Origin of the sequence: Pseudomonas sp. SWRI111, assembly GCF_014268555.1 — a bacterium.
Lineage (GTDB): Bacteria > Pseudomonadota > Gammaproteobacteria > Pseudomonadales > Pseudomonadaceae > Aquipseudomonas > Aquipseudomonas hamedanensis.
Map to the genome: position 1 here is coordinate 52,826 of NZ_JABWQQ010000019.1, position 23,915 is coordinate 76,740.

Annotated in this window: 20 protein-coding genes; 2 read left to right on the forward strand and 18 right to left on the reverse strand. The window is 58.0% G+C overall.

Features of this window, described 5'->3' with window-relative positions:
* Window positions 1–38: 38 nt before the first annotated feature.
* The 3 genes from htpG to HU755_RS20635 all read right to left on the reverse strand — a co-directional run bounded on the left by htpG (window position 39) and on the right by HU755_RS20635 (window position 2,950).
* Window positions 39–1,943: a molecular chaperone HtpG gene (htpG, locus tag HU755_RS20625; protein ID WP_186635978.1), complete on the reverse strand. Its 1,905-nt coding sequence runs from the start codon at window positions 1,941–1,943 to the stop codon at window positions 39–41.
* Window positions 1,944–2,024: 81 nt separating this feature from the next.
* Window positions 2,025–2,477 carry a PaaI family thioesterase gene (locus HU755_RS20630; protein ID WP_186551040.1) on the reverse strand — a complete coding sequence of 151 codons (453 nt, stop codon included), beginning with the start codon at window positions 2,475–2,477 and terminating at the stop codon, window positions 2,025–2,027.
* Window positions 2,474–2,950, reverse strand: coding sequence for a PaaI family thioesterase (locus HU755_RS20635; RefSeq protein WP_186635981.1), 477 nt, complete (start codon window positions 2,948–2,950; stop codon window positions 2,474–2,476). The genes HU755_RS20630 and HU755_RS20635 overlap by 4 nt, the downstream gene beginning before the upstream one ends.
* 158 nt (window positions 2,951–3,108) lie before the next feature.
* On the opposite strand from HU755_RS20635, the gene HU755_RS20640 reads away from it, so the two are divergent.
* The gene (locus HU755_RS20640; protein ID WP_008082962.1) at window positions 3,109–3,345 is read left to right on the forward strand and encodes a hypothetical protein; all 237 of its coding nucleotides are present in this window, start codon (window positions 3,109–3,111) and stop codon (window positions 3,343–3,345) included.
* A 64-nt stretch (window positions 3,346–3,409) separates the two neighbouring features.
* On the opposite strand, the gene HU755_RS20645 is transcribed toward HU755_RS20640, so the two are convergent.
* From HU755_RS20645 to sdhC, 12 genes are all read right to left on the reverse strand, one after another.
* The gene (locus tag HU755_RS20645) at window positions 3,410–3,811 is read right to left on the reverse strand and encodes an MAPEG family protein (RefSeq protein WP_186635984.1); all 402 of its coding nucleotides are present in this window, start codon (window positions 3,809–3,811) and stop codon (window positions 3,410–3,412) included.
* Window positions 3,811–4,548, reverse strand: coding sequence for a DUF599 domain-containing protein (locus tag HU755_RS20650; protein WP_186551043.1), 738 nt, complete (start codon window positions 4,546–4,548; stop codon window positions 3,811–3,813). Before HU755_RS20650 ends, HU755_RS20645 begins: the two co-directional genes overlap by 1 nt.
* A 264-nt stretch (window positions 4,549–4,812) precedes the next feature.
* A complete protein-coding gene (brnQ, locus tag HU755_RS20655; RefSeq protein ID WP_186551044.1) occupies window positions 4,813–6,126 on the reverse strand; it encodes a branched-chain amino acid transport system II carrier protein in 1,314 nt (437 codons plus the stop codon).
* A gap of 480 nt (window positions 6,127–6,606) precedes the next feature.
* Window positions 6,607–7,491: a succinate--CoA ligase subunit alpha gene (sucD, locus tag HU755_RS20660; protein ID WP_186551045.1), complete on the reverse strand. Its 885-nt coding sequence runs from the start codon at window positions 7,489–7,491 to the stop codon at window positions 6,607–6,609.
* Entirely contained in the window at window positions 7,491–8,657 is a 1,167-nt protein-coding gene (gene sucC, locus HU755_RS20665) for an ADP-forming succinate--CoA ligase subunit beta (RefSeq protein ID WP_186551046.1), read from the reverse strand. Before sucC ends, sucD begins: the two co-directional genes overlap by 1 nt.
* Before the next feature lie 182 nt (window positions 8,658–8,839).
* Window positions 8,840–10,276: a dihydrolipoyl dehydrogenase gene (lpdA, locus tag HU755_RS20670; protein WP_186551047.1), complete on the reverse strand. Its 1,437-nt coding sequence runs from the start codon at window positions 10,274–10,276 to the stop codon at window positions 8,840–8,842.
* A 109-nt stretch (window positions 10,277–10,385) separates the two neighbouring features.
* Window positions 10,386–11,609: a 2-oxoglutarate dehydrogenase complex dihydrolipoyllysine-residue succinyltransferase gene (gene odhB, locus HU755_RS20675; RefSeq protein ID WP_186551048.1), complete on the reverse strand. Its 1,224-nt coding sequence runs from the start codon at window positions 11,607–11,609 to the stop codon at window positions 10,386–10,388.
* A gap of 44 nt (window positions 11,610–11,653) precedes the next feature.
* Window positions 11,654–14,485, reverse strand: coding sequence for a 2-oxoglutarate dehydrogenase E1 component (locus HU755_RS20680; protein WP_041479560.1), 2,832 nt, complete (start codon window positions 14,483–14,485; stop codon window positions 11,654–11,656).
* Window positions 14,486–14,736: 251 nt separating this feature from the next.
* Window positions 14,737–15,441, reverse strand: a complete 705-nt coding sequence (locus HU755_RS20685; RefSeq protein ID WP_016773675.1) for a succinate dehydrogenase iron-sulfur subunit — start codon at window positions 15,439–15,441, stop codon at window positions 14,737–14,739.
* Between the two features lie 11 nt (window positions 15,442–15,452).
* Entirely contained in the window at window positions 15,453–17,225 is a 1,773-nt protein-coding gene (gene sdhA / locus HU755_RS20690; protein ID WP_186534249.1) for a succinate dehydrogenase flavoprotein subunit, read from the reverse strand.
* 3 nt (window positions 17,226–17,228) lie between these two features.
* Window positions 17,229–17,597: a succinate dehydrogenase, hydrophobic membrane anchor protein gene (gene sdhD / locus HU755_RS20695; RefSeq protein ID WP_008049683.1), complete on the reverse strand. Its 369-nt coding sequence runs from the start codon at window positions 17,595–17,597 to the stop codon at window positions 17,229–17,231.
* Complete coding sequence (gene sdhC / locus HU755_RS20700; protein ID WP_016773673.1) at window positions 17,591–17,965, reverse strand: succinate dehydrogenase, cytochrome b556 subunit; 375 nt, start codon at window positions 17,963–17,965, stop codon at window positions 17,591–17,593. The genes sdhD and sdhC overlap by 7 nt, the downstream gene beginning before the upstream one ends.
* A 363-nt stretch (window positions 17,966–18,328) precedes the next feature.
* Between sdhC and gltA the strand changes: the two genes are divergently transcribed.
* Window positions 18,329–19,618, forward strand: coding sequence for a citrate synthase (gene gltA / locus HU755_RS20705; RefSeq protein ID WP_101158686.1), 1,290 nt, complete (start codon window positions 18,329–18,331; stop codon window positions 19,616–19,618).
* Between the two features lie 1,037 nt (window positions 19,619–20,655).
* On the opposite strand, the gene HU755_RS20710 is transcribed toward gltA, so the two are convergent.
* The 3 genes from HU755_RS20710 to HU755_RS20720 all read right to left on the reverse strand — a co-directional run bounded on the left by HU755_RS20710 (window position 20,656) and on the right by HU755_RS20720 (window position 23,715).
* Complete coding sequence (locus tag HU755_RS20710; RefSeq protein ID WP_186635987.1) at window positions 20,656–22,314, reverse strand: cation acetate symporter; 1,659 nt, start codon at window positions 22,312–22,314, stop codon at window positions 20,656–20,658.
* Entirely contained in the window at window positions 22,311–22,622 is a 312-nt protein-coding gene (locus tag HU755_RS20715; protein ID WP_186551050.1) for a DUF485 domain-containing protein, read from the reverse strand. The genes HU755_RS20710 and HU755_RS20715 overlap by 4 nt, the downstream gene beginning before the upstream one ends.
* Before the next feature lie 241 nt (window positions 22,623–22,863).
* Entirely contained in the window at window positions 22,864–23,715 is an 852-nt protein-coding gene (locus HU755_RS20720; RefSeq protein ID WP_186620317.1) for a glycine betaine ABC transporter substrate-binding protein, read from the reverse strand.
* Window positions 23,716–23,915 lie beyond the last annotated feature (200 nt).

Here is a 23,915-nt window from a genome sequence, read left to right on the forward strand (position 1 = left end):
GAAAAAACCCGCCGAAGCGGGTTTTTCCTACAACGTGATCAAACCGACAGTTCAACCAACAGCTTGTTCAGACGACGTACATACGCCGCCGGGTCTTTCAGGCTGTCGCCCGCCGCGAGGGCGGCCTGATCGAAGAGGATGTGCGACAAATCGCCAAAACGCTCTTCGCTCTGCTCGCCATCGAGTTTCTCGATCAGCGGGTGGTTCGGGTTGAATTCGAAGATCGGCTTCGAATCCGGCACTTTCTGCCCGCTGGCTTCGAGGATCTGGCGCATTTGCAGGCCCAGGTCCTGTTCACCGATGGCCAGAATGGCTGGCGAATCGGTCAAACGATGGGATACGCGGACTTCAGCCACGGAATCGCCCAGCGCGGTTTTCAGACGCTCGACCAGACCTTCTTTGGACTTGGCAACTTCTTCTGCGGCTTTCTTGTCCTCTTCCGAGTCCAGGTTGCCCAGATCAAGATCACCGCGCGCCACATCGACAAACGTCTTGCCGTCGAACTCGCTGAGGTAGCTCATCAGCCACTCGTCGATGCGGTCGGTCAGCAGCAGCACTTCGATGCCTTTCTTGCGGAAGACTTCCAGGTGCGGGCTGTTCTTGACCTGCGCGTAGGTTTCGCCGGTGAGGTAGTAGATCTTGTCCTGGCCTTCCTTGGCGCGGGCCAGGTAATCAGCCAGACCGACAACCTGTTCGCCGTCGTCACCGTTGGTCGATGCGAAACGCAGCAGACCGGCAATTTTCTCTTTGTTGGCGAAGTCTTCTGCCGGGCCTTCTTTCATGACCTGACCGAAATTCTTCCAGAAGCCCTTGTATTGCTCAGGCTCGTTCTTCGCCAGTTTTTCCAGCATGTCCAACACACGCTTGGTCAGCGCTGTTTTCATCGAGTCGATGATCGGGTCTTTTTGCAGGATTTCCCGCGACACGTTCAGCGACAGGTCGTTGGAATCAACCACACCTTTAATGAAGCGCAGGTACAACGGCAGGAACGACTCAGCCTGATCCATTACAAATACACGCTGCACGTACAGCTTCAGGCCTTTCGGCGCTTCACGCTGGTACAGGTCGAACGGTGCACGGGCCGGTACGTACAGCAGCGAGCTGTACTCAAGCTTGCCTTCGACCTTGTTATGGCTCCAGGACAACGGATTTTCGAAGTCGTGAGCGATGTGCTTGTAGAACTCCTGGTATTCCTCGTCCTTCACCTCAGTGCGCGGACGGGTCCACAGGGCGCTGGCGCGGTTGACGGTTTCCCATTCAACGGCCGGAGCCTCTTCGCCTTCGGCCGGAGTGACTTCCTTCGGCAGTTCGATTGGCAAAGCGATGTGGTCGGAGTACTTCTTGATGATGTTGCGCAGACGCCAGCCATCGGCGAATTCGTCTTCACCGGATTTCAGGTGCAGAACGATGCGGGTGCCGCGCTCTGGCTTGTCGATGTTGGCAACTTCGAACTCGCCCTCGCCTTTCGACGACCAGTGCACGCCTTCGCTGGCGGCAGTGCCGGCACGACGGCTGTAGACATCAACCTTGTCGGCAACGATGAAGGCCGAGTAGAAGCCAACGCCGAACTGGCCGATCAGGTGCGAATCTTTCTTCTGATCGCCGGAAAGATTCTTCATGAAATCGGCGGTGCCGGATTTGGCGATGGTACCCAGGTGGGTGATCACATCGTCACGGTTCATGCCGATACCGTTGTCTTCGAGGGTGACGGTCTTGGCGTCCTTGTCGAAGCTCACACGGATTTTCAGGTCAGCGCCACCTTCGAGCAACTCAGGCTTGGCCAGGGCTTCGAAGCGCAGCTTGTCGACAGCGTCAGAGGCGTTCGAGATCAATTCGCGAAGGAAAATTTCCTTATTCGAATACAGCGAATGGATCATGAGGTGCAGCAGCTGCTTTACCTCGGTCTGGAAGCCCAGGGTTTCCTTTTGAGTTTCCACACTCATGGTCATCAAACTCCAATCAGATGGCATTGGCCGCGACCCGAATGGTCGGCGGCGGGTTGTCATCTGAGTTGGGGGCGCTGTTCAGGATTTCAAGGGCTCATCGATTTTGAAGTGTGCGCGCGCGGTGGCGATGGGTTCGCCCTCAGTGCTTTGCCAAGCAGTGATCGCGACGTTGGCCACGCGCCGCCCTTGCCTGCACACCTGACACCTGGCCCAAGTATCGCGAAACTGCCCGGCGCGCAGGTAATCGAGGGAAAAGTCGATGATCTTCGGCACCCCTGGCGTGCCGGTAAAGATCAGCAGATGCAGGGCCGCGGCCAGCTCCATGAACCCGGCAATCACCCCGCCGTGGATCGCCGGCAATAAAGGGTTACCAATGTTGTCTTTGTTCGCCGGCAGCTTGAACAGCAGCTCATCGCCTACTCGCGAGCATTCGATGCCGATCAGTCCGGCGTAAGGAATCAATGCCAGCAGCGGTGCGTAATCGCCCTGCGCGTGGGCCTGCTGCAGCTGCGCCTTGAGGTCATGGCTCATTGGTTGGCACCCTTGATCGTGCCAGCGAAGCCTTTGCTGCCCTTCAGACCAATCCCCATGCGCATAAACGTGCCGACGACATGGGCGATCGGCTGTTCGGGATCGTCCTGGTAGGCGAAACCTCGAGCAAAGATCACATCGGTGGTGACGCGGTAGCACTGCGCAAAGCCATACACGGCTTTGTTCGGTTCGGCGGCGTGCATGTAATCGATGCGCAGGTCGAGGGTCGGGCAGACTTCAAACTCCGGCAGTACGCATAAAGTCGACATTCCGCAGGCGGTGTCCATCAATGAAGTTATGGCGCCGCCATGGATAACCCCGGAGTCGGGATTCCCGACGATTTTATTGCTGTAAGGCAACATCACTGTGAGCCCTTCGCCGGAAGCACTGTGCACGTGCAGGCCCAGTACCTGACAGTGACGCAATGCCGATAAAAAGCGCGTCGCACGCTCAAAAACGGGGTTTTCGGCCATCTGATAATTACTCGCGTTTGGGCCTTGTGCCAGTATTGAGAAAAGCGGCAAAAGTTCCGTGATAAAACAAACTTATATATCTGAAACAAATGAGGAACTTAACCTGTAGCGCCGAGTTCTTAAGGCCAGTAGTTATTTTCCATAAGGAGAAACACCCCATGCGTAAGACTTTAGCTATTGCCTTGATGTTGACCGCTTCCCTCGGTCTCGCTGCCTGCGATAAAAAATCCGAGGACAAAGCTCAAGATGCCAACCAACATGCTGAGCAGGCTCAGCAAGACATGAACAAAGCTCAGGATAAAGTGAACGACGCAGCAAAAGAAAACGCCGAAGCTGCCAAAGCTCAGGCTGAATCGAACGCCGCAGCTCAAGATGAAGCCGCCAAAAAGCAATAAGCTTTCTGGTGTGAAAAGAAAACCCGCCAAGTGCGGGTTTTCTTTTGCCTGCGATTCAGCAGCCTTAGAGCAAGACGGTTCGAAAAGTCGGACTAATCATCAGCAACAACGAACACACGAAGCCGACTAGCCACATCAGGCTGCGCAACTTCGGCAGGTCGGCCAGATAGAACCAAACGTAGAGAATCCGCGCGAGTACAAAGATGATCGCCAACGCATCAATCAACCAGCCCGCCGTTTGGGTGGTGTGCGCCATCAGTGCACCGACCGCGAACAAGACGAACGCTTCAATGCTGTTTTGATGGGCCGCCAGCGCCCGTGCGCCATAACCGGTGAGTTGCGCCTGTTGCTGACGCGGCAGGTGGTTGTTGTAACCGCCCTGCTCTTTCATGGCTTTGCCCACCGGCATGCGCGCGATGTAAATCAACAGGGCGCTGATCAACACGCACCAGAACGGAATACTCATCAAACAATTTCCTTATTCGCTTCGGGCAATGGCGCCTCTGTAGGGGTATAGACCATCACGTCAAGCACGTCGGAATGAAACTCGCGGCGATACAACACCACCACGACCCCTGCACTCATGATCATGAACAGCCACGGGCTGACGAACCAGGCAAGCATGCTCATGCCGAAGTAGTAAGAGCGCAAGCCGAAGTTGAACTGGTTGGCGGCCATCGAGATTACCCGCGCCGCCCGCGAAGCGAAGGCCTTGCGTTCCTGCTCGGTCACCTGGCGCTCGCCGATCATCGGCGCCGAACCCACCAGAATCGCCGCGAAGTTGTACTGGCGCATGCACCAACTAAACGTGAAGAAGGCATAGACGAACACCAGTGCCAGACACAGCAGCTTGATCTCCGACATGCCCTGGGACGCCTGCTGAATCATCGGAATATCCGCCAGCAACGACACCGCCCGCTCCGACGCGCCAAGCACGGTGAGAATACCGGCAAGAATAATCAAGGTACTTGAGGCGAAGAACGAGGCGTTGCGCTCCAGGTTGCCGATCACGCTGGCATCGGCGATGCGGTTGTCACGCAACAACATGCGGCGCATCCAGTCTTCGCGATACAGGTGCAGAACGCTGGCCAGGCACGCTGTGTCGCGGGCCTTCCAGGTGGCATAACGGGTGTAACCGCCCCAGCAGATGACGAACCAGACGGCGGCGAGCAGGTGGATCAGATTGGCTTGGATGAACGACATGCAATTCCTTGTGAGATGTGATCACGGCACACATTACCTGTGGGAGCGAGCCTGCTCGCGAAAGCGGTTTGTCATTCAATACTGAGGTGACTGAGAAACCGCTATCGCGAGCAGGCTCACTCCTACATAAAAGCTAAGCAACCCTTCGACGTTAGCTCAGCAAAAAAGACACTGCCTCACGCGCATAAAAAATGCCCCGTATCGATTGATACGGGGCATTTCTGTTTAACCGTGCCCGACCCGCTTGTGGCGGATCAAACCACGTCAGGCAGTGACTTCGCTGCGCTTGCCCAGCAGGCGATCACACACCACTGCGACCACCAGTGTCATCACGCAAGGCACCAGCCACGCCAGACCCTGCTCACTCAGTGGCAAATGGGTCAGCTGCGACGGCATCCAGTCAGCCAGACCCGCACCTTTGAGCGCATCGATGCTGCCGAACAGGAACGACACCAGCATCACCGGACCAAGAATGCGCCCGTGCTCATGCCAGAAATCCTTGCAGAAGCTCAACGCCACCAGAACGATGCACGGCGGATAGATCGCCGTCAGCACGGGAATGGAGAAGGCAATCAGCTTGGTCAGGCCCAGGTTGGACACCAGCAGCGAAAACGCCGCCAGAATGATCACCAGGGTCTTGTAGGACAGTGGCAACACGCGGCTGAAGTATTCGGCGCAGGCGCAGGTCAGGCCAACCGCCGTGACCAGACACGCCAGCGAGATCAGCACCGCGAGGAAACCGCTGCCCAGCGAACCGAAGGTGTGCTGCACGTAGGCATGCAAGACCGCCGCGCCGTTGGTCGCACCGACCGCCACTTCATGGCTGCCGGAACCGAGGCGGAACAGGCTGACATACACCAGCGCCAGCCCGACGCCGGCAATCAGCCCGGCGATGATCGCGTAACGAGTGATCAGTGCAGGCGATTCGACGCCACGGGAGCGGATCGCATTGACGATGACGATACCGAACACCAGCGCGCCGAGGGTATCCATGGTCAGATAACCATTGATGAAACCTTGGGAGAACGGTGCTGCGACGTATTCCGGGGTGCCGTGGCCGATGTCACCGGCCGGCAAGGCGAACGCGGCGATACCCAGCACTGCCAGGGCGATGATCTTCAGCGGCGCGAGAAAACGACCGACTGTGTCCAGCAAACGCCCAGGGTAGAGCGAGATGAAGAAGACCAGCAGGAAGTACACCGAGCTGTAGAGGAACAGTGCCAACGGACTTTCGCCCGTTAGCGGCGCCAGACCCACTTCGAACGACACGGTCGCCGTCCGCGGCGTGGCGAACAGCGGGCCGACGGCCAGGTAGCACGCAGCGGCAAGGATGCCGCCGGCAATCTTGCCGATCGGGCTGCTTAGCGCGTCCATTGCTCCGCCGACCTTGGCCAGCGCCACCACGGTGACCACCGGCAAACCCACTGCGGTGATCAGAAAGCCCAGCGCAGCCATCCAGACATGAGGGCCGGCCTGCAAGCCAACGATCGGCGGGAAAATGATGTTACCGGCCCCAACGAACAGGGCAAACGTCATAAAACCAAGTGCCAGGATGTCCTGACCTTTCAAAACTTTCATTAAGGTAATACCACACTACTGAAATCGGAATTTAGAGGGGGATTGCCCTGTGGGATTAGGGAAATGCTGTCGATCCGTATGGGACTGACCCTTAAAGCGCGTGGCTGCCTTGTGGGCGGCGGACGCAAAAATGGCTGCCAGCCTAACGAATTTGGCTGACAAACGCACTGTTAGAGGGCGAACTATCCGATACGCGACGTTTCCGTGTCGCGTTTACGTATTTAATTTTCATACACAGAACCTGAATTCATCACAGGAAACCTGTGGCGAGGGGATTTATCCCCGATGGACTGCGCAGCAGTCCCAAGAATCCGAGCTGAAGCTGCCTGACTGATCATGGTCGCTAGCATGGGGCCGCTTCGCAGCCCAGCGGGGATAAATCCCCTCGCCACACCAGCCCTCAAAATTCTCATACGCCAGAAACGACAAAGGCCACCCGAAGGTGGCCTTTGTTGCTGGAGCTAAAAAGTCAGCCGAAGCTTACTTCTTCACTTCCCAGCCAGTCAGCTCGGCCAGGGCCTTGCCGATGTCTGCCAGCGAACGCACGGTTTTCACGCCTGCGTCTTGCAGAGCAGCGAATTTCTCGTCTGCAGTGCCTTTGCCGCCAGAGATGATTGCGCCAGCATGGCCCATGCGCTTGCCCGGAGGAGCAGTCACACCAGCAATGTAGGAAACAACCGGCTTGGTCACGTGTGCCTTGATGTAAGCAGCCGCTTCTTCTTCAGCCGAACCGCCGATCTCGCCGATCATGACGATCGCTTCGGTCTTCGGGTCTTCCTGGAACAGCTTCAGGATGTCGATGAAGTTCGAGCCCGGGATCGGGTCACCGCCGATGCCGACGCAAGTCGACTGACCGAAACCGGCGTCAGTGGTCTGCTTCACAGCTTCGTAGGTCAGGGTGCCGGAACGCGAAACGATACCGACCTTGCCTGGCAAGTGAATGTGACCTGGCATGATGCCGATCTTGCATTCGCCTGGGGTGATCACGCCTGGGCAGTTAGGGCCGATCAGGACTACGCCCAGCTCGTCGCACTTAACTTTGGCGTCCAGCATGTCCAGGGTAGGAATGCCTTCGGTGATGCAGACGATCAGCTTGATGCCGCCGAATGCCGCTTCCAGGATCGAGTCCTTGCAGAACGGAGCCGGAACGTAGATCACGCTGGCGGTAGCGCCAGTGGCCGCTACTGCGTCTTTGACGGTGTTGAACACTGGCAGGCCCAGGTGCTCGGTGCCGCCCTTGCCCGGAGTTACGCCACCGACCATCTTGGTGCCGTATTCGATGGCTTGCTGGGTGTGGAAACTACCTTGCGAACCGGTAATACCCTGGCAGATAACTTTGGTGTCTTTATTGATCAGGACGCTCATTATTTGCCCTCCGCAGCTTTGACAACTTGTTGAGCAGCGTCGGTCAGGCTGGTAGCAGCGATGATGTTCAAACCGCTTTCTGCCAGTACTTTAGCGCCCAGCTCAGCGTTGTTGCCTTCAAGGCGAACAACAACCGGGATTTTCACGCCGACTTCTTTCACAGCGCCGATGATGCCTTCGGCAATCATGTCGCAGCGAACGATGCCGCCGAAGATGTTGACCAGTACTGCAGCGACATTGGTGTCGGACAGAATGATCTTGAACGCTTCGGTAACGCGTTCCTTGGTAGCACCGCCGCCCACATCGAGGAAGTTGGCTGGCTTGCCGCCATGCAGGTTGACGATGTCCATGGTACCCATGGCCAGACCGGCACCGTTGACCATGCAGCCGATGTTGCCTTCCAGGGCTACGTAGTTCAGTTCGAACTTGGCAGCGTGCGCTTCGCGCGGATCGTCCTGCGACGGATCGTGGAAAGCCTTCAGCTTAGGCTGACGGTACATGGCGTTGGCGTCGATGTTGATCTTGGCGTCGAGGCAGTGCAGATCGCCGTCAGCCTTGATCACCAGCGGGTTCACTTCCAGCAGAGCCAGATCGTGGTCTTTGAACAGCTTGGCCAGACCGACGAAGATCTTGGCGAACTGAGTGACCTGCTTGCCTTCCAGACCCAGCTGGAATGCCAGCTCGCGCCCCTGGGATGGCTGAGCGCCAACCAGTGGATCGATAGTGGCCTTGAGAATTTTTTCTGGCGTGTCGTGAGCGATTTTCTCGATGTCCACGCCACCTTCGGTGGAAGCCATGAACACGATGCGACGGCTCGAACGGTCAACGACAGCGCCCAGGTACAGCTCTTTAGCGATATCAGTGCACGATTCAACCAGGATCTTGGTGACTGGCTGGCCATTGGCATCAGTCTGGTAAGTCACCAGACGCTTGCCCAGCCACTGCTGTGCGAAGGCCTTGGCGTCTTCTTTGCTGCGAACCAGCTTGACGCCGCCCGCTTTACCGCGACCACCGGCGTGAACCTGGGCTTTGACGACCCACTCGTTGCCGCCGATCTTGTCGCAAGCTTCTGCTGCTGCTTCCGGGGTGTCTACTGCGTAACCAGTGGAAACTGGCAGGCCGTATTCAGCGAACAGCTGCTTACCCTGATACTCGTGAAGATTCATGCTTTTTACCGTCTTCGTTAGGTACTGCGCATTCGGCGCTGCGCTCGATTGAGTGCCGCGCCACCTGTGACTGCTGCTTGCGTAGCTGAGCTACGCAAGACTGCGTCCGGCGGACATTCCGCGGTGAGTCTTGCTCGCAAGGCTCACGACGGGCCGCTACCGCCGTGGTTTCTTATTGTCTGTTAACGCTTCTTGCGGTTGGCAATGTGGATGGCGCCGCCATTCACTGCCAGAGCAGCTTCGTGCAAGGCTTCAGACAGGGTCGGATGGGAGAAAACCATCATGCCCAGGTCTTCAGCGCTGGTGCCGAATTCCATACCGATCGCGCCCTGCTGAACCAGTTCTGCAGCGCTCGGGCCAATCACGTGCACGCCCAATACGCGGTCAGTCTTGGCATCGGCGATGACCTTGACGAAACCACCGGTATCGTTGGCAGCCATGGCACGGCCGGAAGCGGCGAACGGGAAGGTGCCGACGTTGACTTCAACGCCTTCGGCCTTCAACGCCTGTTCGGTTTTACCTACCCACGCGATTTCCGGGTGAGTATAAATAACCGAAGGGATCAAATCATAGTTCATCTGAGCCTTGTGGCCCTTGATGCGCTCGACCACCATGATGCCTTCTTCCGAAGCCTTGTGCGCCAGCATCATGCCGCGAACCACGTCACCGATGGCGAAAACGCCCGGTACAGTGGTGGCGCAGTGATCGTCAACGTGCACGAAACCGCGCTCGTCGAGGGTCACGCCGCTGTCGGCAGCCAGCAGATCAGTGGTCACCGGACGGCGACCAACGGCTACGATCAGCTTGTCGAACGTGATGGTCTGTTCGCCGTTGGCATCGGTGTAGTTCACCACGACTTCGTCGCCGTTGACTTTCGAACCGGTGACGCGAGCGCCCAGTTTGATGTCCAGGCCCTGCTTGGTCAGGGTTTTGAATGCTTCCTTGGAAACAGCGGTGTCCGCCGCCATCAGGAAGGTATCCAGCGCTTCGAGAACGGTCACTTCCGCACCCAGACGCGACCATACAGAACCGAGTTCCAGACCGATCACGCCAGCGCCGATCACGCCCAGACGCTTCGGTACGGACTGGAATTCCAGCGCGCCGGTCGAATCAACGATGACGTTCTGATCGACCGGAGCCGGTGGAATGTCGATCGGACGCGAACCTGGAGCCAGGATGACGTTTTCAGCTTCGATGACTTCAACCGAGCCGTCCGGCTTGGTGACTTCGACTTTCTTGCCGGCCAGCAGCTTGCCGTGGCCCTGGATCGAAGTCACGCCGTTGGCCTTGAACAGGGTGGCAACACCGCCGGTCAGGTTCTTGACGATACCAGCCTTGCGGCCAACCATCGCAGCGACGTCCATTTTGACTTCGCCGGTCGAGATACCGTGAACATTGAAGCTTTCTTTTGCTTCCTTGTATTTCCAGGAGCTGTCCAGCAGCGCCTTGGAAGGAATGCAGCCGACGTTCAGGCAGGTACCGCCCAAGGCTTGCTTGCCTTCGGCATCGGTGTACTTCTCGATGCAGGCAGTGCTCAGACCCAGCTGTGCGGCCTTGATGGCAGCCACATAGCCACCAGGGCCAGCACCGATCACTACTACGTCAAATTTCTGCGACATTCAAAAAATCCTCTTTAGCAATAAAGCTACGAGCCGCAAGCCACAAGCTGCAAGCCCTTCAGCTCGCCTGGAGCTTGTGGCTTGAAGCCTGAAACTTGCAGCTGTTTTCTTAGATATCCAGCAACAGACGAGCCGGATCTTCCAGCAGGTTCTTGATGGTCACCAGGAAGGTTACAGCTTCTTTGCCATCGATCAGACGGTGATCGTAGGACAGTGCCAGGTACATCATCGGGCGGATCACGACCTGACCGTTGATGGCCATAGGACGCTGGATGATGTTGTGCATGCCCAGAATCGCTGCCTGCGGCGGATTGACGATCGGGGTCGACATCATCGAACCGAAGGTACCACCGTTGGTGATGGTGAAGGTACCACCGGTCATCTCGTCCATCGACAGTTTGCCGTCACGGGCTTTCTTGCCAAATGTTGCGATGCCGCCTTCGATTTCAGCCAGGCTCATCAGCTCGGCGTTACGCAGAACCGGTACCACCAGGCCGCGGTCGCTGGAAACGGCAACGCCGATGTCCGCGTAGCCGTGGTAAACGATGTCGCCGCCGTCGATCGACGCGTTGACCGCCGGGAAGCGTTTCAGCGCTTCGGTGGCCGCTTTCACGAAGAACGACATGAAGCCCAGGCGTACGCCGTTGTGGGACTTCTCGAACAGGTCCTTGTACTTCGAACGCAGGGCCATGACTTCGGTCATGTCGACTTCGTTGAACGTGGTCAGCATGGCCATATTCGACTGCGCTTCAACCAGACGCTTGGCCACGGTGGCACGAACGCGGGTCATCGGTACGCGCTTCTCGATGCGGTCGCCAGCAGCGAACACTGGAGCGGCAGCCGAAGGCGCAGCAGCCTTGGCAGGCGCGGCAGCCGGAGCGGCTTTCTTGGCAGCAACCGCTGCAACCACGTCTTCCTTGGTCACACGACCGCCTTTGCCGGTGCCGGCAACGGAGGCGATGTTGATGCCGTTTTCTTCAGCCAGCTTGCGCGCAGCCGGAGCTGCGATCGGGTCATCTTCGCCTTCGGCAGCAGCCGGTGCGGCAGCGGCAGTAGCCGCCGGAGCAGCAGCGGCGGCTGGAGCGGCAGCAGCGCTGCCCTCTTCGATCGAGCCCAGGACCTGGTTCGACAGAACGGTAGCGCCCTCTTCGGCAACGATTGCGCCCAGCACGCCGTCCGCTTCGGCCAATACTTCCAGCACGACCTTGTCGGTTTCGATGTCGACGATCAGGTCGTCACGCTTGACGGCCTCACCTGGTTTCTTGTGCCAGGTGGCAACGGTGCCATCGGCAACCGATTCCGGGAATGACGGGGCTTTGATTTCGATAGCCATTATCTGTGGGTCCTTAAAATTCGGTTTCAGTCAGCGCGAAGGCGTTAAACAGTGAAAGCATCTTGCAGCAGTTTTTCCTGCTGCTCGGCGTGCATCGATGCGTAACCACAAGCTGGCGCAGCCGAAGCCTCACGGCCCGCGTACTCAAGTACGAGAGTCTTGTCGAGGTTGGCGATGCTGCGACGCAAGTGATGCTGGCTGCAGTACCAGGCACCCTGGTTCATCGGCTCTTCCTGACACCACACGGCATGTTTGACGTTGGTGTACGGAGCCAGGACTTCCTTCAAGTCGTCCTCAGGGAACGGATACAGCTGCTCGATACGCACGATGGCGATATCTTCGCGGCCTTCGGCACGGCGTTTTTCCAGCAGGTCGTAGTAGACCTTGCCGCTGCACAGAACCACGCGCTCGACCTTTTTCGGGTCCAGGGCATCGATTTCCGGGATCACGGTCTGGAACGAACCTTCGGCCAAATCTTCCAGCGTCGAGATGGCCAGTTTGTGGCGCAGCAGCGACTTCGGCGTCAGCACGACCAGCGGCTTGCGCAGCGGACGAATCACCTGACGACGCAGCAAGTGGTAGATCTGTGCCGGGGTGGTCGGCATGCACACCTGAATGTTGTGCTCGGCGCACAGCTGCAGGTAACGCTCAAGACGTGCCGAGCTGTGCTCAGGGCCCTGGCCTTCGTAACCGTGTGGCAGCAGCATGGTCAGACCGCAGAGACGGCCCCACTTGTGCTCGCCGCTGGTGATGAACTGGTCGATCACGACCTGTGCACCGTTGGCGAAGTCGCCGAACTGGGCTTCCCAGATCACCAGCGCGTTTGGCGTGGTGGTCGAGTAACCGTATTCGAACGCCAGGACTGCTTCTTCCGAGAGGAACGAGTCGTACAGGTCGAAACGAGGCTGACCGTCGTACAGGTTCTGCAGCGGAATGTAGGTGCCCGCGTCTTTCTGGTTGTGCAGCACAGCGTGACGGTGCGAGAACGTACCGCGGCCGATGTCCTGACCGGTCATGCGGATCGGGTGACCTTCGAACGCCAGGGTCGCGTACGCCATGGTTTCGGCATAACCCCAGTTGATCGGCAGGCCGCCGGCTTGCATCTTCTGACGGTCTTCGTAGATCTTCGCGACCTGACGCTGGACCACGAAGCCTTCCGGAATTTCCAGCAGCTTGGCGGACAGCTCTTGCAGGGTCTTGAGATCGAAGCGCGTGTCGTGACGCGCGGTCCAGGCGTGGCCCAGATACGGACGCCAGTCCACGAACAGCTCTTTGTTCGGCTCTTTGACCAGCGATTTCACGACGTGCAGACCGTTGTCCAGCGCGTTGCGGTATTCGTCGACCTTGGCCTGAACACGCTCAGCGTCGAGCACACCGGCCTGGGTCAGGCGATCAGCGTACAGCTCACGGGTGGTGCGCTGTTTGGTGATCTGCTGATACATCAGAGGCTGGGTGCCGCTTGGCTCGTCGGCCTCGTTGTGGCCGCGACGACGGTAGCAGACCAGGTCGATCACCACGTCACGCTTGAACTGCATGCGGTAGTCGATCGCCAGCTGGGTCACGAACAACACGGCTTCCGGATCATCGCCATTCACATGGAGGATCGGCGCCTGGATCATCTTGGCAACGTCGGTGGCGTACTCGGTGGAACGCGAGTCCAGCGGGTTGCTGATGGTGAAACCGACCTGGTTGTTGATCACGATGTGCACGGTACCGCCGGTCTTGAAACCGCGGGTCTGCGACATCTGGAAGGTTTCCATGACCACGCCTTGACCGGCGAACGCCGCGTCACCGTGGATGGAGATCGGCAGCACCTTCTCACCGGTCAGGTCGTTGCGACGGTCCTGACGGGCGCGCACCGAACCTTCGACCACCGGGGAAACGATTTCCAGGTGGGACGGGTTGAACGCCATCGCCAGGTGAACTTCACCGCCGGTGGTCATCACGTTGGACGAGAAGCCCTGGTGATATTTCACGTCGCCGGAACCGAGCTCGACCTTCTTCTTGCCTTCGAACTCGTCGAACAGCTCGCGCGGGTTCTTGCCGAAGGTGTTGACCAGTACGTTCAGACGACCACGGTGGGCCATGCCGATGACGACTTCCTTGGTGCCGTACGAGCCGGAACGCTGGATCAGTTCGTCGAGCATCGGAATCAGGCTTTCGCCGCCTTCCAGACCGAAACGCTTGGTGCCCGGGTATTTGGTGCCCAGGTATTTTTCCAGACCTTCACCGGCGGTCACGCGCTCAAGCAGGTGGCTCTTGATGTCGGCGGAGTACGTCGGACGACCACGCACGCTTTCCAGACGCTGCTGGAACCACTGGCGCTGCTCGGAATCGGTGATGTGCGTAAATTCAGCGCCGATGGTGCGGCAATATGTCTGCTGCAACGCTTCGTGAATTTCGCGTAGGCTCGCTTCCTCTTTGCCGATGAACAGGTCGCCGGCACGGAAGGTCGTATCAAGATCGGCATTGGTCAAGCCGTAATGATTGATCGACAGGTCTGCAGGTGCAGGACGCTGCCACAGCCCCAGCGGGTCAAGCTGGGCTGCCTGGTGGCCACGCATACGGTAGGCCTGGATCAATCGCAGCACTTCAACTTGCTTCTTCTCGTGCTCACTGCTCACGCTACCGGCGGAAACCGGTTGGGCGCGGCGCTGGTTCTTTGCCAGCAGCACGAAATGATCGCGAATTGTCGAGTGCGAAACATCAGTGGCAGAGTTGCCGTCGGCGGGCAACTTCTGAAAGTAGGTGCGCCACTCTTCTGGCACAGCGTTAGGGTCGTGCAGGTAGAGCTCATAAAGCTCTTCCACATAGGCAGCGTTTCCACCTGAAAGGTAGGCGCTGTTCCACATGCGCTGCATCACGCTTTCTTGCATGCTTGGTCACCCTCGGTTAGGGGAACACCATCGGCGTCGACACCGAGCAAACTTGCAGAAGTCCGAATGCAGCGACTAAAACAAGCCACTTAGGATCACACTGATAGTCCGGGTACCAGCCCGGATGCCCCTGCTTGTCTCATTTCTTCAAAATAAGAGCTGCAGCTTATGGCTACGGCTCTGGTTATAGCCATGACGCGGGTTGAAGCCCGCGCCACAGCCTCTACGGTGCAACGGTTACAGCAGCTGAATCACACGCCGCTCGAAAGCAGCATGTTACGGATGTGACCGATGGCCTTAGTCGGGTTCAGGCCTTTCGGACATACGTTGACGCAGTTCATGATGCCCCGGCAGCGGAAGACGCTGAACGGGTCATCGAGTGAAGCCAGACGCTCGCTGGTCTTGGTGTCACGGCTGTCAGCCAGGAAGCGGTAGGCTTGCAGCAGCGCAGCAGGGCCGAGGAACTTGTCAGGGTTCCACCAGAACGATGGGCAAGAAGTCGAGCAGCAGGCGCACAGGATGCACTCGTACAGACCGTCGAGCTTTTCACGTTCTTCCGGCGATTGCAGACGCTCGATGGCCGGAGCCGGCGTGTCGTTCTGCAGGTAAGGCTTCACCTTCTCGTATTGCTTGTAGAAGATGCTCATATCGACAACCAGGTCACGGATAACCGGCAAGCCTGGCAGTGGACGAACGATCAGCTTGTTACCTTTAACAACGGCAGACAGCGGCGTGATGCATGCCAGACCGTTTTTGCCGTTGATGTTCATGCCGTCGGAGCCGCAGACGCCTTCACGGCAGGAGCGACGATAGGAGAAACCCTCGTCCTGCTCCTTGATCAGGGCCAGCACGTCCAGCACCATCAGGTCTTTACCACCGGTATCGACCTGGAAATCCTGCATGAACGGCGCAGCGTCCTGATCAGGGTTGTAGCGATAAACACTGACTTGCAACATGGCGGTCACCCTTAATAAGTCCGGACTTTAGGTTCGAAAGTCGGAACAGTCTTCGGCGAGAAGTTCACGGCACGCTTGGTGACGCGCTTGTCACCCGGGAAGTACAGGGTGTGGCACAGCCAGTTTTCGTCATCACGGTCTTCGAAGTCTTCACGGGCGTGAGCGCCGCGGGACTCTTTACGTACTTCGGCCGCGATGGCGGTAGCTTCAGCCACTTCCAGCAGGTTTTGCAGCTCCAGCGCTTCGATACGTGCAGTGTTGAACGCCTGCGACTTATCGTTGATCTTCACGTTGGCGATACGCTTGCGCAGATCGGCCAGCTGAGCGATGCCCTTCTGCATGTATTCGCCGGTACGGAATACACCGAAGTAGTTCTGCATGCAGCTTTGCAGCTCGCGACGCAGGGTGGCAACGTCTTCACCGTCGGTACGGTTGTTCAGCGCGTTCAGACGCGACAGTGCAGCTTCGATGTCGGACTCGGTGGCGTCGTCGTATTCGATACCGTCGGTCAGCGCCTTTTCCAGGTGCAGGCCGGCAGCGCGACCGAAGACCACCAGGTCGAGCAGCGAGTTGCCGCCCAGACGGTTGGCACCGTGCACCGATACGCAAGCCACTTCACCTACGGCGAACAGACCAGGAATGATCTGATCCACGCCTTCGGCGTTCTGGGTGATCGCCTGGCCATGAATGTTGGTGGCAACGCCGCCCATCATGTAGTGGCAGGTCGGAACAACCGGAACCGGCGCAACCACCGGGTCAACGTGAGCGAAAGTCTTCGACAATTCGCAGATGCCTGGCAGACGGCTGTGCAGCACTTCCTCGCCCAGGTGGTCGAGTTTGAGCATCACGTGGTCGCCATTCGGACCGCAACCGTTGCCGGCGATGATTTCTTTAACCATCGAACGAGCAACCACGTCACGACCGGCCAGGTCTTTCGCGTTCGGAGCATAACGCTCCATGAAACGCTCGCCGTGCTTGTTGATCAGGTAACCACCTTCACCACGGCAGCCTTCTGTAACCAGTACACCGGCGCCGGCGATACCGGTCGGGTGGAACTGCCACATTTCAATGTCTTGTACCGGTACGCCAGCACGCAGGGCCATGCCGACGCCGTCACCGGTGTTGATCAGAGCGTTGGTGGTGGACGCGTAGATACGGCCTGCACCGCCAGTTGCCAGAACGGTGGCCTTGGCACGGATGTAGGAGGTTTCGCCGGTTTCGATGCAGATCGCGATCACACCGACAAACTCGCCTTCCTGGTTTTTCACCAGATCGACAGCGTAGTACTCGTTGAGGAACGTGGTACCGGCTTTCAGGTTGCCCTGATAAAGGGTGTGCAGCAGCGCGTGGCCGGTACGGTCGGACGCCGCGCAGGTACGTGCTGCCTGACCGCCCTTGCCGTAGTCCTTGGACTGGCCACCGAACGGACGCTGGTAGATACGGCCTTGCTCGGTACGCGAGAACGGCAGACCCATGTGGTCCAGCTCGAACACGGCGGCCGGGCCTTCCTGACACATGTATTCGATAGCGTCCTGGTCACCGATGTAGTCGGAACCCTTGACGGTATCGTACATGTGCCAGCGCCAGTCATCGTTCGGATCGGCGGAAGCGATTGCGCAAGTGATGCCACCCTGTGCGGACACAGTGTGCGAACGGGTCGGGAAAACCTTGGTGATCACCGCAGTCTTGTGGCCGCCCTGTGCCAGCTGCAGCGCCGCGCGCATGCCGGCACCGCCACCACCAATAATGATGGCGTCGAAAGAAATCGTTGGAATGTTAGCCATGACTCAGATACCCCAGAGAATCTGCACACCCCAGACGAAGTAAGCGAACATCGCAACGCCGCATACTGCCTGGAAAAGGAAACGTATCGCCGTTGCGGACTTGCCGAACGCCATTGGCGTCAGGTAGTCGGTCGCGATGGTCCACATGCCGACCCAGGCGTGAGCGCCCAGAGCAACAAGGGCCAGCAGGCTGAAAATACGCATTCCGTTGTGGGCGAACAGTTCATGCCACTGGGCATACTCGAGGCCAGGGTTGGCGACGATGTATCCGATCAGAAAGATGAAGTAAGCCGCGAGAACGACCGCAGACACACGTTGCGCCATCCAGTCATAGAGGCCCGAACGCGACAGGTTAGTGACGTTAGTTACCATATCCAGACTCCTGCCAGAACGATTACCACCACGGAAACGGCGATAACGATTTTCGAGCCCAGTTTGCCGCCTTCCAGCGTCTCACCGATGCCCATGTCCATGATCAAGTGGCGCACACCGGCTACCAAGTGATACAGCAGAGCGGACAGGATGCCCCAAATCACTAGCTTGGCTAGCGGACTGGTCAGACACGCTTTCACCTGACCGAAGCCTTCCTCGGAGCTCAGCGACTTGTCCAATGCATAAAGCATGATGGCAAGGCACACAAAGAGGATGACACCGGAGATTCGGTGAAGAATGGACGTGTAAGCAGTGACTGGGAGTTTGATGGTCCTTAGGTCTAGGTTTACAGGTCGTTGGCTTTTCACGGCTTTTTTTTCACACTGAAGAGCCCCTAACAATCAGGGCAAAGTTGTTGGGGAGTGCACTGGTCAGGTAACCACCACCCAGGGATGCGACCCCCAATGAAAGCAAGCCCAAAAGCCCTTGGCGGTCGGTGGCCGAGTATAGACAGTTAGGCTACTAATGACAACGCGTTCACCTACCCCCAATAGCGGATTGCACAAGTTGCATAAAAGGCGTAAATGGCAGGCAATTTCGAGGAAAAAGTCGGCTTAAAGCCTTCTGGAGCAAGACTTTAGGCAAATTGACATTCGAATTTATCTCACTATAGTGGTGCGGGCCCTGCGTGGGGGGTCTGTCTGATGGTTCAAGCATAAATAGGAGGCCACATGGCTGACAAAAAAGCGCAGTTGATCATCGAGGGCGCAGCCCCCGTCGAGCTGCCCATTTTAACCGGCACCGTTGGTCCCGATGTAATCGATGTTCGGGGCCTGACGGCCACGGGCCGCTTCACTTTCGACCCGGGTTTCATGTCGACCGCCTCGTGCGAATCGAAGATCACCTATATCGACGGCGACAACGGCATTCTGTTGCACCGCGGCTACCCGATCGAACAGCTGGCTGAAAAGTCGGACTACCTGGAAACCTGCTATCTGCTGCTCAACGGCGAATTGCCGACCGCAGAACAGAAGGCCCAGTTCGTCAGCACCGTGAAAAACCACACCATGGTTCACGAGCAGCTGAAAACCTTCTTCAACGGTTTCCGTCGCGACGCCCACCCGATGGCCGTCATGTGCGGTGTAGTCGGCGCCCTCTCGGCCTTCTACCACGACTCCCTGGACATCAATAACCCGCAGCATCGCGAAATTTCCGCGATCCGCCTGGTTGCAAAGATGCCAACCCTGGCAGCGATGGTTTACAAGTACTCCATGGGTCAACCCATGATGTACCCGCGCAACGATCTGACGTACGCGGAAAACTTCCTGCACATGATGTTCAACACCCCGTGCGAGATCAAACCGATCAGCCCGGTGCTCGCCAAGGCCATGGACCGGATCTTCATCCTCCACGCCGACCACGAGCAGAACGCTTCGACCTCCACCGTGCGTCTGGCCGGCTCTTCGGGTGCCAACCCGTTTGCCTGTATCGCCGCCGGTATCGCCGCACTGTGGGGCCCTGCTCACGGCGGTGCGAACGAAGCCGTGTTGACCATGCTCGATGAAATTGGCGATGTGTCGAACATCGACAAGTTCATCGCCAAGGCCAAGGACAAGAACGATCCGTTCAAGTTGATGGGCTTCGGTCATCGCGTCTACAAGAACCGCGACCCGCGCGCGACTGTGATGAAGCAGACCTGCGACGAAGTGTTGAAGGAACTGGGCATCAACAACGATCCGCAACTCGAACTGGCCATGCGCCTGGAAGAGATCGCCCTGACCGATCCGTACTTCATCGAACGCTCGCTGTACCCGAACGTCGACTTCTACTCGGGGATCATCCTCAAGGCGATCGGCATTCCGACCAGCATGTTCACCGTGATTTTCGCCCTGGCACGTACTGTGGGCTGGATTTCGCACTGGAAGGAAATGTTGTCGAGCCCGTACAAGATTGGCCGTCCGCGCCAGCTCTATACTGGCTACGAGTCGCGTGACATTACTTCGCTGGAAGATCGCAAATAAGGTTTTTTCTTTTTGTGATCAGTTAGTGGTGTGTCAGGAACGGCCTCTTATATAGAGGCCGTTTTTGTTTGTGGGCGCAGCGGCCTTTGGGCCGACTGGTTTTTGGGTTTTGGGGGCATATCCGTTGCTGCGGGTGCTGCCGCTGGCGGTTTCGCTCTTACAGCGAGTCACCTTTTCCAAACGCCGAAAAGGTAACCCAAAAGGCTTTGCCCCGGCGTTCGGCCCGCTCGCTGGGGCTCGGGGTTCCTTCGTTACGGGACCGATCCGGGCGCAGCGTCTCCGGTTGGCTTCGCTGCACCTACACTCGCTGTGTTTGGCTTCGCCAAACGGTCGCTGCGCTCCCACGCCCGGATCGATCCCGTAACGAAGCCTGCCGAAGGGGCGAAAGATCAACAGCCGAAGCAAAAGCCAGATCAAAAGATCGCAGCCTTCGGCAGCTCCTACCGTTGGATCGTTTGTATCTGGTAGAAATATGTTGGCCGGCAGGCCGCCATCGCGAGCAGGCTCACTCCTACAATTGGAATCGTGGCATTCGGAAGAATCAGGTCGGCTGTCAGGCCGCCTTCGCGAGCAGGCTCGCTCCCACAGAAAAGCAAAGCAGCGCAGCTGCCCGCGGCAAAGCCGCCCCACTCAACAATGAGCGTTAGCTCGAGTGCTTTTGATCCACGGGCGACTTCGGGAGGCTGAGCGGAGGGATTGATTCGGGCGTGGGAGCGCAGCGACCGTCTGGCGCAGCCAGACACAGCGGAAGGAGGTGCAGCGAAGCAAACCGGAGCCGCTGCGCCCGGATTGATCCCGCAGCGAAGGAACCCGAGCCTGCGAGGGCCGAACGCAGGAGCAAGCCTTTTTGGTTACTTTTTCGGCGTCTGGAAAAAGTGACCCGCCGTAAGGGCGGAACCGTAATCAGCAACGCCCGCAGCAACGGATATACCCACCAAACCAACCAATAACCGCCCACAAAAAAAACGCCCCGATCTCTCAACCGGGGCGCTTTCTTGAAGCTTGTAGCTTGTAGCTTGTAGCTTGTAGCTGACCCCTTAGTGCGAAACCGCCCCACTCGCCCCCAACCCGGTCTGCGAACGCACAAACTGCGGGAAGAACAGCGCCCGCTCATTGTCCGCAGCCGCCGACTTGTCAGTGATCGAGAAGAACCAGATCCCCACAAACGCAATGATCATGGAAAACAGCGCTGGATATTCGTAAGGGAAAATCGCCTTCTCATGATGCAGAATCTGCACCCAAATGGTCGGGCCGAGGATCATCAGACCCACCGCACTCACCAACCCCAACCAGCCGCCGATCATCGCGCCACGGGTGGTCAGCTTCTTCCAGTACATCGAAAGCAACAGCACCGGGAAGTTACAGCTCGCCGCAATCGAGAACGCCAGGCCCACCATGAACGCGATGTTCTGGCTTTCGAACAGAATGCCCAGACCAATCGCCAGCACCGCCAGGGCAATGGTGGTGATCTTCGAAACGCGAATCTCGTCTTTCTCGTTGGCCTTGCCCTTCTTGATCACACTGGCATACAGGTCATGCGACACCGCCGAAGCGCCGGCCAGAGTCAGCCCCGCAACCACCGCGAGAATGGTCGCGAATGCCACTGCCGAGATGAAACCAAGGAAGATACTGCCACCGACCGCGTTGGCCAGATGCACCGCCGCCATGTTATTGCCGCCGAGCAAGGCGCCCGCTGCATCTTTGAACGCCGGGTTGGTGCTGACCAGCAGGATCGCGCCGAAGCCGATGATGAAGGTCAGAATGTAGAAGTAGCCGATGAAGCCGGTCGCGTACAGTACGCTTTTACGCGCTTCTTTGGCGTCACTCACGGTGAAGAAGCGCATCAGAATGTGCGGCAGGCCCGCAGTACCGAACATCAACGCCAGACCCAGCGAGAACGCTGAAATCGGATCTTTCACCAGACCGCCCGGGCTCATGATCGCTTCGCCCTTGGCGTGAACCTTGATCGCTTCGGAGAACAGCGTGTTGAAGTCGAAGCCGACGTGCTTCATCACCATCAGCGCCATGAACGAGGCGCCGGACAGCAACAGCACAGCCTTGATGATTTGCACCCAAGTGGTCGCCAGCATGCCGCCGAACAGCACGTACAGGCACATCAGCACGCCGACCAGAATCACCGCAACGTGGTAATCGAGGCCGAACAATAGCTGGATCAGCTTGCCGGCGCCGACCATCTGCGCGATCAGGTAGAACGCCACCACCACCAGCGAACCGCAGGCGGACAGGGTGCGAATCTGGGTTTGCCCGAGGCGGTAGGACGCCACGTCGGCAAAGGTGTATTTACCCAGGTTACGCAGGCGCTCGGCAATCAGGAACAGAATGATCGGCCAGCCCACCAGGAAGCCGATCGAGTAGATCAGGCCATCGTAGCCAGAAGTGAACACCAGCGCGGAAATCCCCAGGAAGGACGCCGCCGACATGTAGTCACCGGCAATCGCCAGACCGTTCTGGAAACCGGTGATCTTGCCGCCTGCCGCATAGTAATCGGCGGCCGAGTTGTTCTTCTTCGAAGCCCAGTAGGTGATGTACAAGGTCGCGCCAACGAAGGCCACGAACATCAGGATCGCCGCAACGTTCAGCGGCTGCTTGGCCACCGCACCGGTCAGGGCATCAGCCGCCCAGGCGCCGGGTGCAAACGCTGCAATGCTCAAAAGAGCCAGTAGACGCCGGATCATTGCTGAGCCTCCTTGAGAATCGCATTGTTCAGGTCGTCGAACTCGCCATTGGCGCGGCGGACATAAATGCCGGTCAGGATGAAGGCCGAAACAATCAGGCCGACACCGATCGGGATGCCCCAGGTAATCGAAGATTCAGGACTGAGTTTCGCCCCCAGTACATGCGGGCCGTATGCGATCAGAAGAATGAATCCAGAGTAGAGCCCGAGCATGATCGCCGAGAGTATCCAGGCGAACTTTTCCCTTTTTCGCACCAGCTCCTTGAATCGGGGACTGTTTTGAATCGAGAGGTAAATGCTGTCGTTCATTGTTTTTATCCTCGCAGCACAGATTATTGTTGGAACGTAGCTAATGTATGCGGCTGCGAGAGAGGTTCCAGACGACCTTAGTAGTAGAAGGCCATGACCCTTCTGCCATTTTCCGGTACACACAAAACAACTGTAGGAGTGAGCCTGCTCGCGATGGCGTCGTATCAGTCGATATTTCTATCAACCGACGGGACGCTATCGCGAGCAGGCTCACTCCTACAGGGGTGTGGCGGTGTTGAAATTATTTGGTCCAGTCAGCTACACGATCAGGGTGTTTTGCCACCCAGTCCTTGGCCGCTGCATCAGGCTTGGCACCGTCCTGAATCGCCAGCATGACCTCGCCGATTTCGTCTTTCGAGGCCCACTGGAAGTTTTTCAGGAACTTCGCCACTTCCGGCGCCTTGGCTTCCAGGCCTTTGCTGCCGATGCTGTTCACGGTTTCAGCAGCGCCATACACACCTTTCGGGTCGTCAAGGAAGCGCAGTTTCCACTTGGCGAACATCCAGTGCGGCACCCAACCGGTGACGGCGATGGATTCGTTTTTCTTCTCGGCACGGGTCAGCTCGGCAATCATGCCGGCGCCGGAACTGGCCTTGAGGCTGTACTTGTCGAGGCCGTAATCCTTGATCGCCTGATCAGTCTTGAGCATCACCCCTGAACCGGCGTCGATGCCGACGATGCGGTTTTTGAAGGTGTCGTCGGTTTTAAGGTCTTCGATCGACTTGGCTTTGACGTACTCCGGCACGATCAGGCCAATTTTCGCATCCTTGAAGTTCGGGCCGTAATCGACGACCTGATCCTTGTTCTTGGTCCAGTAATCGCCGTGGGTGATCGGCAGCCAGGCCGAGAGCATGGCGTCAAGTTTGCCGGTGGCAACGCCCTGCCACATGATCCCGGTGGCGACGGCTTGCAGCTTCACGTCATAACCGAGTTTCTGCTTGATCACTTCGGCCGCCACGTGGGTGGTCGCGACGCTGTCGGACCAGCCGTCAACGTAACCGATGTTCAGGGTCTGTTTTTCAGCGTTGGCGAAAGTGGAACTCATCGCAAGCGCCAGAACGGCACCTGCGCCTAACAGTCGTCGCATCTTCATCGTTACTTCCCCGAAATGCTGCGCCCGACGGATGCCGGACATCGTCAACGTATTGTTATGGTGCACAGCGCCCTCACCACCGCCGAGTGCAAACCCGTTCGAGCCACGGCGCGATTTATCCAAGGGTACTGACGCTTCGATCATCAACCTGACGCCGTTGGCGACCTGCTCTGTCAGCGACCTCAAGGCAACGAGAAACG